Genomic DNA, 15,066 nt, shown 5'->3' with positions numbered 1-15,066 from the left:
GGCCGCCAACGCCTCGCTCGACGCGCTGTCGTGGCTGCGGCACGCCCAGGGCCTGCCCGCGACCGCGCTCGCCTGGGGTCTGTGGGCGCGCGCGACGGGTGTGTCCGCGGGGCTCGGCGACGCCGATCGGGCCCGGCTGGCGCGCACCGGCATCCTGCCGCTGCCGGATGCCGACGGCCTGGACCTGTTCGACGCGGGATGCGCCGGCGGCGACGCGGTCGCGGTGCTGGCCGCCCTCGATCGCACGCGGCTGGATCCGGTCGCCGCGCCGCCCCTGCTGCGCGGTCTCGCCCAGCCGCGCCGCGAGAGCGCGCCGCGCGCCGCCCGCGTCGTCGAAACCGTGTCGTTCCCGGCACGTTTCGCGGCGCTGGAGGCCGCCGGACGCCGCGATCTCGTGCACGACCTGGTGCACGAACTGGTCGCCGCGGTGCTCGGGCACACCGGCGATCTGCCCACCACCGACCGGACCTTCACCGAACTCGGCTTCGATTCGCTGACCGGGATGGAGCTGCGCACCCGGCTGGTCGGCGCGACCGGACTGCGGCTGCCCGCGACGCTCGTCTTCGACCACCCGACGCCGGACGCGCTCGCCGCGCACCTGCACGCCCAGCTCCTCGCCGACGATTCGAGCGACGAGCCGGCGACGGTCCGGGGCCTCCCGGACGCCGGTCCGGTTGAAGACCCAGCCGAGTCCGCCGCGATCCTGCACATGGACGCCGCGGAGCTGATCCGCATGGCCCATGCCGGCGGCGACCCGGCCGGTTCCACCGATTTCTGGGCCGACGGCAGTGACTTCTTCGCCGAGGACCGGGGGACGGCATGACCAACCCGAACGCCGAACTGGTCGAGGCCCTGCGCGCCGCGCTCGTGGAGCGCGACCGCCTGCGCCGCGAGAACTCCCGGCTCACCGCCCGCCTCGACGAGCCCATCGCCGTCGTCGGGATGAGCTGCCGGTTCCCCGGCGGCGTAAGTACCCCCGCGCAGTGGTGGGACTTCCTGGCGGCCGGGCGCGACGGCATCACCGCCTTCCCCGCCGACCGGGGATGGCGCGACGACGCCCTGGCCGAGCGTGGCGACTACCCGAAGGTCGGCGGATTCCTCGACGGCGCACTGGATTTCGATCCGGATCTGTTCGGGATCTCGCCGCGCGAGGCGCTCGCCACCGATCCGCAGCAGCGACTGCTGCTGGAGGCGTCGTGGGAGGCGATCGAGGACGCCCGGATCGATCCGGTGTCGCTGCGGGGGTCGTCGACCGCCGTGTTCGCGGGTGTCATGTACCACGACTACGCCGACCGGCTGGGGGCCGTGCCCGAACGGGTCGAGGGGCATCTGCGCACCGGGAGCCTGGGCAGCGTGGTGTCCGGGCGGGTGGCGTTCGCGCTGGGCCTGCACGGTCCGGCGGTGACGATCGATACCGCGTGTTCGTCGTCGCTGGTGGCCATGCATCTGGCGGGTCACGCGCTGCGGCAGCGGGAATGCTCGCTGGCGCTGGCCGGCGGGGTGACGGTGATGTCGACGCCGAAGGTGTTCGCGGAGTTCGCCCGGCAGGGCGGGCTGGCGCCGGACGGGCGGTGCAAGGCGTTCGGCGCGGGCGCGGACGGCACCGGCTGGTCCGAGGGCGTCGGCGTGCTGGTGCTGGAGCGGCTGTCGGACGCGCGGCGGCTGGGGCATCGGGTCCTCGCGCTGGTGCGCGGGTCGGCGGTCAATTCCGACGGCGCGTCCAACGGCCTCACCGCCCCCAACGGCCCGGCGCAGCAACGGGTCATCCGGCAGGCACTCGCCACCGCGGGCCTGCGGCCGGAGGACATCGATGTGGTCGAGGGCCACGGCACCGGCACGCGGCTCGGCGACCCCGTGGAAATCCAGGCCCTGCTGGACACCTACGGCCCGGGCCGCACCCGCCCCCTCTGGCTCGGCTCGGTGAAATCGAACGTCGGCCACACCCAGGCCGCCGCCGGAGTAGCCGGCGTGATCAAGACCATCCTGGCCATGCGCCACGGCAGCGTCCCCCCGACCCTCCACGCCGACCAGCCCTCACCCCACGTCGAATGGAGCGAGGCCCCGATACGCCTCGCCACCACCCCCCAACCATGGCCCGAAACAGGCCACCCCCGCCGCGCGGCAGTCTCCTCGTTCGGCATCAGCGGAACCAACGCCCACGTAATCCTCGAGCAGGCCCCGGAGGAGACAACCGCCGCGAACGTCTCCACCCTCCACCCTTCCAACACCCCCATTTCCCGGCACGCTTTTGGCCGGGAACCCGCAACCACCTCCACAAGCACTGCACCACACCACTTTCCGATCGCATGGCCATTGTCGGGCCGCACACCGGAAGCATTGACCGCGCAGGCGGCACGCCTCTCCGAATACCTCGAATCCCACGCGGACCCGTCCGCCGCCGATATCGCCCTCTCCCTCACCACCACCCGCTCCCGCTTCCCCCATCGGGCCGTGCTCCTCGGCCGCGACCGCACCGAGCTGGCAGGGCGATTGACGTCGTTCGCCGCCGACGGGCCGGGTGTGGTGCGTGGAGAGGCGGCGCCGAAGGTCAAGTCCGCCTTCCTCTTTCCCGGCCAGGGCTCGCAGCGGCCGGGGATGGGGCGGGAGCTGCATGCCTCCTACCCGGTGTTCGCGGAGACATTCGACGAGATCACCACCCTGCTGGATCCGAAACTGGAGCGCCCACTGCGGGAGATCGCCTGGGCCGCGGCCGGATCACCCGAGGCCGCGCTGCTGGATCGCACCGATTACACACAGGCCGCGCTGTTCACCGTCGAGGTCGCGCTGTACCGCCTGCTCGAATCCTGGGGTATGACACCGGATTTCCTGCTGGGCCATTCCATCGGCGGGGTGAGCGCCGCCTATCTGGCCGGGGTGTGGTCGCTGACCGATGCCGTCACGCTGGTGGCGGCGCGCGGCCGGTTGATGCGGGATCTCCCGCCGGGCGGGGCGATGCTGGCGGTCGCGGCCGCCGAGGACGCGGTCGCGGATCTTCTCGCACCTCATCGGGAGCGGGTCGCGCTCGCGGCGGTGAACGGCCCGGCGGCGCTGGTCGTTTCGGGTGACGAGGACGCGGTCGAGGAGATCGCGGTGCGCGCCGCCGAGCGCGGATACACCGCGAAGAGGCTGCGGGTGAGCCATGCGTTCCACTCCCCTCGCATGCGTCCCATGCTCGCCGCCTTCGCCGAGGTGTGCGCGGGGCTGACCTACCGCCCGCCTGCGCTCGCGGTCGTCTCCGACCGCACCGGGCGGCCCGCCGCACCCGGCGAGCTGGCCACACCCGAGTATTGGGTCGGGCATATCGCCGACACGGTGCGTTTCGGCGACGGCGTGCGCTGGCTGCTGGATACGGGACGGGCGACGGTGTTCACGGAGGTCGGCCCCGGTGCGGCGCTGTCGACGCTGGTCGCCGCGACCGCCGACCGGGCCGCGGCCGCCCCGCTGTGGCGGCCCGGATCACCCGAACCGGAGGCCGTGGCCACCGGCGTGGCGGAGGCGTTCGTAGCGGGCGCGGCGGTCGACTGGTCCGCCCTCGTGCCCGACGCGCGCGTTGTCGACCTGCCGACGTATGCCTTTCAGCACCAACGCTTCTGGCTCGCGGCGGCCCCGCGCGCGCAGATGCGGGCGGCGGGCCTGTCGGAAGCCGATCATCCGCTGCTGGGGGCGGTGGTGGCCGCGCCCGGCGATGCCGTCACGGTACTCACCGGCCGGTTGTCGGTGCAGGATCATCCCTGGCTGGCGGATCATCGCGTCGGCGACCGGATCGTCGTTCCCGCCACGGTCTTCGTCGAGCTGGCATTGCGCGCCGCCGACGAAGCGGGGTGTTCCGCCGTGACGGAGCTGACCGTCGTGTCGCCGCTGGTACTGGCGGACGAGCCCGCGCAGGTGCAGGTCCGCGTCGAGCCCGCCGGCGACGGCGGTGGCCGGGCGTTCACGATTCATGCCCGGTTCGGTGAGGGTCCGTGGACCACCCATGCCGAGGGCGGCTTGGACGAGGAAACCACGCTTACTACCGCGGCTCCGGCCGCACCGTGGCCGCCCGCCGGTGCCGTGGAACTCGATCCGGACGAGCTGTATCGCCGCCTCGATTCCTCCGGCCTGCACTACGGCCCCGCGTTCCGAGGACTGCGCGAGGTGTGGCGCGACGGAACGGATCTCCTCGCTCGCGTGCAACTCCCCGACCATCTCGACGCCTCCGGATTCCGCGTCCATCCCGCCCTGCTCGATGCGGCTCTGCACGCCCTCGCCGGACTCGATTCTCCCGGCGACGACACCCTGGTCCCCTTCGCCTGGCACGGTATCTCGCTGGCGGCGCAGGGCGCCACCGAGGTCCGCGTCCGGCTGTCCGCCACGGCACCGGATCACCTCGCGGTAGAGATCACCGATCCGGCCGGTGGCCCCGTGATCACCGCCGCCTCGATCGAATTGCGGGCCATGCCGCGCGTGTCCGGCACGCGTTCCCGCGAGCCGCTGTACGCGGTCGAGTGGATTCCGGCCCTGGAGCCGGCGACCTCCGCTCCGGTCACCATTCGATTCGCCGGGCCACATCCCGGCGATCCGTCCTCGTTCCGCGGCAACGGGTCCGGCCCGCATCCGGAGAACGATCCGTCCGCCACGAACGGTTTCGCGCAGGACCCGGACACTGTCGTTCTGATTGCCGACATCCCGGCCACCGAGACGACGCCCTCGCCCCCCGAAGCGGTTCGTCACCACCTGACACGAATCATGGCCCAGCTACGAGACCTGCTCGCGGACGACGGCGACCTCGTGGTCGTGACCCGCGGCGCCACCGCACCCGATCCGGCCCGCGACCGACCCGACCTGGCCGGAGCCGCGGTCTGGGGTCTGGTCCGCAGCGCGCAGACCGAATACCCGGATCGGATAGTCCTTCTCGACCTGGACCCCGAGGCTCCTGGAGACGACCTGGCAGCCGAGGTGACGCGGGCGCTGGCGCTCGGCGAACCGCAGGTGGCGTTCCGAGGCGACGAGTCGTTCGTCCCCCGCTTGACTCGCGTCGCCGCCGACGCGACACCCGACCTGCTGCGAGGCGAGAGCTGGCGTCTGGTGGTCGCCGATCGCGGCACGCTCGACTCCGTGACGATGACGCACACCGAAGAGAACCGAACCGCGTTGCGCCCCAGCGAAGTCCGCATAGCCATGCGCGCCGCCGGGGTGAACTTCCGCGATATCCTCATCGGACTCGGCATGTACCCCGATCCGGATGCCGTCCTGGGCGGCGAAGGATCCGGGATCGTGCTCGAAGTCGGTGCGGAGGTCACCGATATCGGCCCCGGCGACCGCGTGATGGGACTGTTCGACGGCATCGGCTCGACGGTCGTCACCGATCACCGCCTGGTGGCCCGCATTCCGGCGGGCTGGACCTTCGCACAGGCCGCCGCGGTACCCGTGGTCTTCCTCACCGCGTACTACGCGCTCACGGACCTCGCGGCACTCCGCGCCGGTGAATCGGTGCTCGTCCACGCGGCCACCGGCGGCGTCGGCACCGCGGCGATGCAGCTGGCGCGGCACTGGGGCGCGGAGATTTTCGCGACCGCCGGCCGGGGCAAGTGGGAGGTGCTGCGGGAACGCGGCCTCGACGACGACCATATCGGCGACTCCCGCTCCCTCGACTTCGAGCGGCACTTCGCCACGACCACAGCGGGCAGCGGGGTCGATGTCGTACTCGATTCGCTCGCCGGGGAATTGGTCGACGGCTCGCTGCGACTGCTGCCACGCGGCGGCCGGTTCGTGGAGATGGGCGTGACGGACGTCCGCGACCCGGACACCATTGCCGGGCAGTTCCCGGGCGTCGCCTACCACTCCTTCCTCATCACGCAGGTAGATCCCGACCGCATCCGCCGCATGCTGGCGGAACTGGTGGTCATGTTCGAATCCCGGATTCTCACGCCGCCGCCGCTCACCACCTGGGATGTGCGCGAGGCGATCACGGCGCTGCGGTACGTCGGACAGGCCCGGCACATCGGCAAGGTGGTCCTGACCTGGCCGCCCGCGGTGGATCCGGAGGGAACCGCGCTGATCACCGGCGGCACCGGAATGATCGGCGGCGCGATCGCCCGTCACCTCGTCGCCGAATACGGGATCCGGCATCTGGTACTGGCCAGCCGCACGGGCGAATCCGCTTCCGGCGCTGCCGAATTGGCAGACGATCTCGCCGCATCGGGTGCGCGAGTGCGAATCACGGCCTGCGACACCGCCGATCGCGCCGCCGTGACGAGCCTGCTCCAGGAGATCCCCGCCGCCCGACCCCTGACGATGGTGGTCCACGCCGCGGGCACGGTCGACGACGCCCTGCTCACCGCGCAGACCCCCGACCGCCTCGACCGGGTGCTGCGCCCGAAGGTCGACACCGCCTGGCACCTGCACGACCTCACCCGCGACGCGGATCTCGCCGCCTTCGCCGTCTTCTCCTCCGCCGCGGGCATTCTCGGCACACCCGGCCAGACCAACTACGCCGCCGCCAATGCCTTCCTAGACGCCCTCGCCGCGCACCGCCACCGCCACGCCCTGCCCGCGACATCGCTGGCATGGGGGCTGTGGGCGGAGCGCAGTTCGGTCAGCGTCCACCTCGGCGACCGCGATATCGCCCGCATGGAACGCGGCGGGTTCCGCACCCTCACAAGGGAACAAGCGTTGACGCTCTTCGACGCCTCGCTCCGCACCAGCCTGCCGGTGACCGTGCCGATTCGCCTCGATCCGGCGGCCGTCACCGATCCGCCTCCGCTGCTACGCGGCCTGATCCGCCGTCACCGCACGGCCGCGACCGCGGCGCCCACCGCCGATTTCGCGGCCCGGCTGGCCGGACGCACGGCCGAAGAGCAGCACCGCCTACTGCTGGAATTGCTCGCCCACCACGTCGCGTCGGTCCTCGACCGTGGGGCCGACCGGGCCTTCGACGGCCGCCAGCGCTTCGCCGACCTCGGCTTCGACTCGCTCACCACGGTGGAACTGCGCAACCAGCTCCGCAAGTCGACCGGCGTAACCATCTCTCCCACCGCCGTTTTCGACTATCCCACGCCCATCGCCCTGGCCGAGCACCTGCGCGGCCGTATGGACCCGCCCACCGCCGCCGGCGGTCTCCTCGCGGAGGTGGAGCGCGCGCTCGACCGCCTCATCGACTCCGAGGTCCCCCGCGCCGACCTCGAACGCCTCGCGACCAAACTCACCACCGCCCTGCACCACCCCGACCCCACGGTCGACCTCATCGAAATCGCCGGCGACGACGAGATCTTCGACCTCATAGACCGCCGCTCCGACGGCCTGCCCGCGTGACGACCCGTTCCCGAGGAAGTGATCCGATGCCTGGTGGCGAGCGATACGACGTGGTGGTGGCGGGCGGCGGGTCGGCGGGAGTCGCGGCGGCGGTGGGCGCCGCTCGGACCGGTGCGCGCACCCTGCTGATCGAACGCGGGCCGTGCCTGGGCGGCGCGGCGACCCTGCGCACCGTGCTCACCTACTGCGGGCTGTACACCCGCGAGGATCCCCCGCGCCAGGTCGTGTTCGGCGTCGCCGACGAGGTGCTCCGGGCGCTGCGGCGGCTGGGCGCGGTGACCGAACCACTCCGATTCACCTCCGTCGCAGTGGTATTCGATCCCGAATCGGTCAAGTACGTACTGGACCGGTGCTGCCGCGACGCCGGGGTCGAGGTGCGGATGGACAGCCTGCTGGTCGATGCCGAACGCCGAGACGACCGGATCGTCGCGGTGCGCGTCGCCGACCATCAAGGGCTGCACACGATCCGGGCCGCCGCCTTCGTCGACGCGACCGGCGAGGCCGATCTGGCGGCCTTCGGCGGCGCCGCCGTCCGCTACGGCAACGACGGCCACGTCCAGAACGGCACCATGGGCGTGCGCTTCGGCGGCATACCCCCGCACGCCGAATTCACGCGCGACCTCCTCGCCGCCGCGGTGGCCGACGCCAAACTCCGCGGCGCACCGCTCCTCGCCGAGCGCGGACTCGTTGCGCGCCTGCCGATCTCGGGCGACGTGGTGGCGTATGTGGTGGACGAGGGCTACGACGCCCGCGATGCCCGCGAGCTGACGCGCGCCCAGGCCCACGCCCGCGCGCAGGCCCGCGACTATCTCGACGTCGTGCGGACCCTGCCCGGCTGTGCCGACGCCTATATCGTCGGCACGGGCCCGGAGATCGGCACCCGCGAATCCCGCCACATCCTCGGCCGCTACCGCCTCACCGCCGGCGAGGTCCTCGGGGCGGCCCGCAACGACGAGACCGTCGCTATCGGCGCCTGGCCGATCGAATACCACCCCGCCGCGGGCGTCGTCCCGGAGTGGCAGTTCATCGCGGGAAACGCCCACTACGACATCCCGTTCGGCGTCATACACAGCGCCGACACCGGCAACCTCTACGCCGCCGGCCGCACCGTGGACGCCGACCGCGGCGCCGGCGCCTCCCTGCGCGTCATGGGCACCGCCTTCGCCACCGGCCACGCCGCCGGAGTGGCCGCGGCATTCCACGCCGCCACCGCACACACCCCCGCCGTCGCCGCCCTCCAGCACGAACTCCTCACCCAGAACGCCTATCTCGAACTCCCCGACACCCACCCGTCCCGCCTCTGACCACCGCCACCATCTCGTCGACGGTCGGCCTTCGACCCGGGTCGACGGTCACGCCGCGTGGTCTTCGAGGGTGATCGTGCGGGCGACCTTCTGCGGGGCGCCGCCGATGAGCCCGCGCCAGGGCAGGTAAGGCAGCAGGCGCACGTTCAGGTCGCGGAATCGGATCATCGCCTTGCTGTTCGGGGCGTACCAGGGCCCCACGCCCTCGGCGAACTTCTGGCAGGCGTCGACCATCGGCCGCATCCGCCGCTCGTATCCGGCGTAGGCGACGGCGTGGTCGCCACCCGCCGCCGCCAGCTCCCCGGCCAGCAGATACGCGCCTACCAGCGCCAGATCGGCGCCCTGCCCGGACAGCGGCGACGCGCAGTACCCGGCATCGCCGACCAGCGCCACCCGCCCCCGGTGCCAGGAATCCATGCGGACCTGCGCCATGGCGTCGAAGTAGAAGTCCGGTGCGTTCCCGAGGTGCTCGAGCAGCCGCGGCGCCTCCCAGCCCACGCCCGCGTAGGCCTCGGCGACCAGGCGCTTCTGCTGCGCCGAATCCCGGTGGTCGTACTCGATCGGATCCGACGCCCACGCGAAGATCGCCTTCGCCTCGGTGTTCTCCCGCGCGCTGTAGCAGCCGGCGATCTTGCCGGGCACGTTGTGGTCCAGCTCCCAGTGGTCGAGCCCGAGGAAATTCGGAACGGTGTAGATCGCGATGTAGTAGCCCATATGCTTCACGAACTGCGATTCGGGCCCGAAAGCCAGTGCGCGCGTGCGGGAATGCACGCCGTCGGCCCCGATGACCAGATCGAAGGTCCGCGGCTCGCCGTGCTCGAAGACCACCCGGACGCCGTCCTCGCCCTCCGACAGCTCGGAGATCGAATCGCCGAAGAGGTACTCCACGTCGTCGCGCGTCGCCTCGTACAGCACCCGGGCCAGATCGCCGCGCTGGATCTCGGTATCGCCGCCCGCGCCGACCCCGTTGAACACCTCGCTGCTGATACTCGCGCGCACCGCGCCCGCCGCGTCGACATACGAGGTGCCGCGCTTGCCGGTGCTCAGCTCGTGCACCCGCTCCAGCAGCCCCATCCGCCGCACCACCTCGGTCGCGGTGCCGAGCACGTCGATGGCCTGACCGCCCTCCCGCAGCGCCGGTGACCGCTCGACGACGGTCGGCGTGAAGCCGTAGCGCCGCAGCCAGAAGGCGAGGGCGGGACCGGCGATGCTCGCACCGGAGATCAGCACGTTCTTGTTCGTCATCTCTCGCATGCCGAGAACTGTACAACCGTCTTAGGCGTTTGCGCAATACGTTTGTCTAAGGCGTATGCGCTAGGGTGAGGGCATGGGAAATCGCGAGGATCTGCTGGCCGGCGCGCGCCGGTGCCTGCGGGAGAAGGGGTACGCCCGCACGACGGTGCGCGACATCTCGACCGCGGCGGGGGTGAGCATGGCGGCGATCGGCTACCACTTCGGATCGAAGGAGGCGCTGCTCACCGAGGCGCTGGCCGGGGAGACCCGGGACTGGGGCGCGGAACTCGAACGGGCGCTGGCCGATTCACCGGCGGACGACCCGGATCCGCTGCGGCGCTGGGAAACCCGCTGGGACGCGGTGCTCGGCACGATCGCCACGCATCCAGGGGTATGGTCGGCGACCTTCGACGCGCTGGCGGCGCCGGAGACCCGCGAGCAGCTGGCCGCGGGCGCGGACGAGGCCCGCTCCGGGCTCGCCCGCCTGCTGAACGGCGACGAGGAATCCGACGACCGGGCGGCGGCCACGGTCGGCGCGCTGACTCAGGCGCTGCTGATCGGCGTGGCCGCGCAGTATCTGATCGATCCCGGCAATGCCCCCACGGGACGGGATCTGGCCGACGGGCTACGCCGGATCATGCGGCAGGACCCCGGATCCGGGGCCCCGCCGCGGGAGTGAGACAGGCTCGTCAGTCGGGGAACGACGCCTGGAACGCGACCCCGATCAGGATGGCGCTGATCACGGCGATGACGGCGATACTCCACATACGAGCCCTCTTCTATTGGGTGTCAAGCGGATTCAACGTACCGTGAGCCGGGTCACAGCGCCACCGGAACGGGGATCCGCCCGGCTCGAGGCGGGCGCGGCGGTCTCCCCGCCGGCCCCGAACACCATCCCGTTGCGCCACGCGCTGCGCTCGAACAACCGGAACAGCGGGCTCGCCACGAACGTGGTCACGATCGTCATGATCGCGAGGATCGTGAACAGCGTCGGCGTGATGAGCCCCTGGGTGAGGCCGATATTGATCAGGACCAGCTCCATCAGCCCGCGAGCGTTCGCCAGGGCGCCCATGGCGCCCGCCTCGCGCCAGCTCATCCCCTGCCATCGCGAGGTCAGCGAGACCGCGCCGAACTTCCCGACGAACGACACCGCCAGGATCGCGACGCCCGCGATCAGCGCCGCGGGATGCAACAGGAGGCTGAGCTTGGTGTTGAGGCCGGCGTAGACGAAGAACGCGGGCAGCAGCAGGTAGGCCACGACCGGTTCGGTCCGCTCCCGCACCGTGTCCAGCAGCCTGCCGCGCGGCATCACGACGCCGGCCAGGAAGGCCCCGAAGACCGAATAGATGCCGGACCAGTCGGTGAACCAGGCGCACACCAGCACCACCAGCAGCACCACGACGTAGGGGCCGAGCGGCAGGCCGCCGTCGGAGTCCCGCCCCGAGTCGCGCTCGGCCCAGTCGTTGAGCAGCCGCAGCAACCGCCGCCCCACGACCAGCATGAACAGCACGAATCCGACGCCGCCGACGAAGGCGAACACGGCGCTGTTCATATTGCCCTTGGCACTGGCGACGACCACCGCCAGCAGGATCCAGGACCAGGCGTCGTCGAAGGCAGCGCACGCCAGCGTCATGGTGCCCACCCGCGTGTGGTGCAGGCCGGAATCGTGAATGATCCACGCCAGCACCGGAAACGCGGTGATCCCCACGGCGGCGGCGAGGAACAGCGCCGCCTGCCACGCGTGGATCTTGTCCGTGAAGTAGTCACCGTGGGTGAACAGCAGGTACCCGGCGACGGCGCCGAGTGCCAGCGGAACACCCAGCCCGGCGGCCGCGGTGGTGCCCGCGACCCGGAAGTGCTCGGTGAGGATCTTGGTCTGGAACGACGCCCCGACCAGGAACATGTAGAGCACCAGCCCCAGCTGCCCGACCACGTAGAGCACGGTCAGCGACGGATGTGGAATCGACTGGCCGCCGATCACGAGCGTGGCCGGGAACAACCACCTCTGGGCGCTCGGCCACACCGCGCCGAGCACCGACGGGCCGAGCAGGAAGCCGGCCGCCATGATGGCGACGACCTGCATCTGCCCGAGCCGCTTCAACAGTGGCCACACCAGCCGGTACGCGGCGAGGATCACCGCCATCTGCAGGAAGAAGTGCAGCGTCAGATCGAGGAACGACGGCATGGGAACCTCAGGCCGGGACGACGGATCGGGTATCCGCGGTGCGCGGATAGATCGGGCAGTCCGGGAACAGCTCGAACGGCTCGAACAGCGACCACTCCGGTTCGGCCCGCAGGCGGTTCACCAGCGGGCTCTCCTGGGTCCAGAAGTCGCCGCTGACCAGCCGCACATGCCATTTCGGATCGAGGTCGGCGGCCAGGTCCAGGATCACCTGCCCCATGACGGGCTGCCGGTTGTCGTAGACGGCGCGGATGAGCCGATAGTAGGTCTCGTAGGCGGTCTTGAAGAACGACCCGTACGAGTCGGCCGCCCGCTCTTCGGGAACGGCGCCCGCCAGCAGATCCGCGGCCAGTTCGCCCGCCTTGCGGCCGGTGGCCAGGGCCAGCAGCACACCGCCGGAGAACACCGGATCGGTGAAGCTCCCGGCGTCGCCGACCAGGAAATAGCCGGGCCCCGCGAGGGTTTCGGCGTGGTACTCGAAGTTGCGCTCCCCCTTGAGTTCCCGCAGCACGGTGGCGCCGCGCAGCCGCTGCTGGACGCGCGGGACCCGGGCGAGATGCTCGTCGAACACCTGCTCCGGGCGATCGGTCTGCAACAGCGCCATCGGGGCGACCGCGCCGATGCTGATCGCGTCCGCGCGCAACGGGATCGCCCACACCCAGCCGTCCTGGTGGATGCCGAGCTGGGTGTCGCCCTCGACGCCCGGATTCTGGCTCTCGTCGAGATTGTCGTAGTGCTTGAAGACCGCGGCCATCCGCAGCTTGCTGTCGGCGACCCGCAGGCCGAGCTTCTTGGCGATCACACCGGCCCGGCCCGACGCGTCGGCGATGTAAGGCGCGGTGGCGTGGTGGGTTTCGTCCTCGTAGGTGTAGGTGACGCCGGTGACGCGGCCGTCGCCGTCCACGTCGACCTCGGTGACGACGGCCTCCTGGAGCACCGTCACGCCGGCCTTCTCGGTCTCGTCGAGCAGGGTCTTGTCGAATTCGGCGCGCTCGACCTGAATGGCCCAGGAGCGGCGGCCGTCGCCGATGTCGCCGAAGTCGATGCGCCGCGCGTTGCCCGCGATTCCGGTCAGCTCGACGCCGGGTTTGAACGCGTACGGCTTGGCCATCACCGCGTCCAGCAGCCCGAGCTGGTCGAGGATCTCGACGGTGTAGGGCAGGAACGATTCGCCGATGTGGAAGCGTGGGAATTCCACCTTCTCCAGCAGCAGAACGCGGTAGCCGCGCCGCAGCATGGTCAGCGCGTACGCGCAGCCCGCCGGTCCGCCGCCGATGACGATCGTGTCGTAGGTCGTGTCGGCCATGGTCACTCCAATTCGGTGTCAGCAGAAGGTGATCTGTCGAAGGGTCCGGTCGAGGTCGGAATCGGCGCCGGGCCCCGCACTGCGCCAGGCGACGTGCTGATCGGGCCGGACGAGGACGGCGCCGTCCTCGGCGATGCCGCACACCCGCGACCACTCGGTATCGCCGGGGCCCAGTTCGGCGGACCGCAGCGGCACGCCGGTCCGGTCGCGCAGCCGCCGCGCGGCCTCCGCCCACGGCCGCCCGGCGGGCCCGGTGATCAGGGTGAACTCCCCCGCCGCCACGAGATCCAGGGTGGATCGGCGGGCGCCCTCGTGCGCGACCCAGGCGTGCGGCAGCCGATGCCCGGGTCGCGTGGTGGGAATGTGCTTGTCCCCCATGGGGTCCGGCTCCGGGGCGGGGGTACCGTCGGGAACCAGCGCGCCCCGCTCGTAGGCCGCGCCGATCTCGATATCCAATGCCTGGCAATCGATCCGGTGGGTGTCCAGCACCTCGGCGGCGCGGGCGCGAGCGGTGCGCCCGCGCGCCGAATCCTCGAAGTAGGTGTTGAAGAAGGTCGGCCGCATCCAGTGCGGCACATGCGGTCCCAGCCCGAGCGCGGCCTCGCTCACCAGTTCCGAGTTGGCGATGATGCCCACCGCCCAGTCCAGGTTGCGGCGGCCGATCGGGCGGCGTTCGTGCTCGTAGCTGTCCAGCAGCCCGTCACCGGCGTGCCCGCGCTCCACGGCGGCGATCTTCCAGGCGAGATTGTGGGCGTCCTGGATCGCGGTGTTCAGCCCGAGTCCGGCGGCGGGCGGCAGTTTGTGCGCGGCGTCGCCGGCGAGGAAGACACGGCCGTGCCGGTAGCGCTGGGCGTTGACGGCGTCGACGGTCCAGTTGCTGACCTTGTGCAGCCGGACCCGCAGGTCCGGGATGCCGAGGGTGTCGCGGATGCGGGCCAGCACCGCGTCGCGCTGCGAGCGTGCCGGATCGTCCTCGCCGGTGGTGAAGTGCAGGCCCCACTCCTCGCTGAATTTGCCCCAGGTGGGCCCCATTTCGACCAGGGTCGCCCCGGACAGGTCCGGGCGCTTCGGGTTGACGAAGTAGGTGAGCAGCGCGCCGTCGCGCTGCCACCGCGACAGGTCCGCGGTGAAATGCACGGTGGTGACGTGGTGGAAGCGCGGCCAGCCGTCGTAGCGCACGCCCAGCGTGGTCCCGACCGTGCGGCCGCCGTCGGCGGCGATCAGATACTTCGCGGTGACGGTCGTGGTCTCGCCCGCGGCCGTGCGGATCGTGGCGACGAGGTGGTCGTCGCGCTCGGCCCACTCCACCAGTTCGTGCCCGTACCGGATGCGGCCGGGGGCGCGCAGCTCGGCGGCCGTGCGCAGCAACGGTTCCGAGCGGATCTGCGGCACGTTCGTCGCCGCCACCGGGCTCGCCGCCGACCAGGTCTCGCGCAGGTCGCCGCCGCCGAAGGCGTCCATCTCGTAGATCACCCGGCCGTCGAATGGGCCCTTCCCGGCCAGCGTGGTCTGCCAGCACACCTTGCCGAACTTCTCCAGCGGGGCGCCCACCGCCTGGATCTCCTCGGCCAGGCCGAACTGGCGGAAGATCTCCATGGTGCGGTGATTGAGGTAGTGCGCCTTCGGCAGTCGCGCGGTGTCGGGCCGCTGCTCGACCAGCAGGTGGTCGATCCCCAGCTCGGACAGGAAGATCGACGCCGTCAGGCCGCAGCCGCCCGCACCGACGATCAGGACAGTCGTATCCATATCCC

At 71.4% G+C, this 15,066-nt stretch carries 8 protein-coding genes; 4 read left to right on the top strand and 4 right to left on the bottom strand.

From position 1 onward, the window contains the following. From ON41_RS31215 to ON41_RS31205, 3 genes are all read left to right on the top strand, one after another. Nucleotides 1–823 (top strand): beta-ketoacyl reductase (locus ON41_RS31215; RefSeq protein ID WP_040751723.1); only part of this gene is annotated, 823 nt, incomplete at its 5' end. Continuing rightward, nucleotides 820–7,290 carry a type I polyketide synthase gene (locus ON41_RS31210; protein WP_040751722.1) on the top strand — a complete coding sequence of 2,157 codons (6,471 nt, stop codon included), beginning with the start codon at nt 820–822 and terminating at the stop codon, nt 7,288–7,290. The genes ON41_RS31215 and ON41_RS31210, both read left to right, overlap by 4 nt. Before the next feature lie 26 nt (nt 7,291–7,316). Beyond that, nucleotides 7,317–8,594, top strand: coding sequence for an FAD-dependent oxidoreductase (locus ON41_RS31205; protein WP_040751727.1), 1,278 nt, complete (start codon nt 7,317–7,319; stop codon nt 8,592–8,594). 48 nt (nt 8,595–8,642) lie between these two features. On the opposite strand, the gene ON41_RS31200 is transcribed toward ON41_RS31205, so the two are convergent. Further along, nucleotides 8,643–9,848: an FAD-dependent monooxygenase gene (locus ON41_RS31200; RefSeq protein ID WP_051162876.1), complete on the bottom strand. Its 1,206-nt coding sequence runs from the start codon at nt 9,846–9,848 to the stop codon at nt 8,643–8,645. Between the two features lie 73 nt (nt 9,849–9,921). Here ON41_RS31200 and ON41_RS31195 point away from each other — a divergent pair, with 73 nt between their 5' ends. After that, nucleotides 9,922–10,506, top strand: a complete 585-nt coding sequence (locus tag ON41_RS31195) for a TetR/AcrR family transcriptional regulator (protein WP_040751720.1) — start codon at nt 9,922–9,924, stop codon at nt 10,504–10,506. A gap of 120 nt (nt 10,507–10,626) precedes the next feature. Here the strand turns inward: ON41_RS31195 and ON41_RS31190 are convergent, their stop codons facing one another. The 3 genes from ON41_RS31190 to ON41_RS31180 are packed head-to-tail and all read right to left on the bottom strand — an operon-like array spanning nt 10,627 to nt 15,061. After that, on the bottom strand, nt 10,627–12,012 hold the full coding sequence (locus ON41_RS31190) for a cation:proton antiporter (protein ID WP_040751719.1): 1,386 nt from the start codon (nt 12,010–12,012) through the stop codon (nt 10,627–10,629). A gap of 7 nt (nt 12,013–12,019) precedes the next feature. Then, the gene (locus ON41_RS31185) at nt 12,020–13,315 is read right to left on the bottom strand and encodes an NAD(P)/FAD-dependent oxidoreductase (protein ID WP_063709980.1); all 1,296 of its coding nucleotides are present in this window, start codon (nt 13,313–13,315) and stop codon (nt 12,020–12,022) included. 18 nt (nt 13,316–13,333) lie between these two features. Further along, the gene (locus ON41_RS31180; protein ID WP_040751718.1) at nt 13,334–15,061 is read right to left on the bottom strand and encodes an FAD-dependent monooxygenase; all 1,728 of its coding nucleotides are present in this window, start codon (nt 15,059–15,061) and stop codon (nt 13,334–13,336) included. Nucleotides 15,062–15,066: the final 5 nt, after the last annotated feature.

Origin of the sequence: Nocardia transvalensis NBRC 15921 (assembly GCF_000308875.1) — a bacterium.
Classification (GTDB): Bacteria; Actinomycetota; Actinomycetes; order Mycobacteriales; family Mycobacteriaceae; genus Nocardia; species Nocardia transvalensis.
The sequence above is the reverse complement of the archived record's forward strand: the minus strand, read 5'-3'. Positions and strand labels throughout refer to the sequence as shown.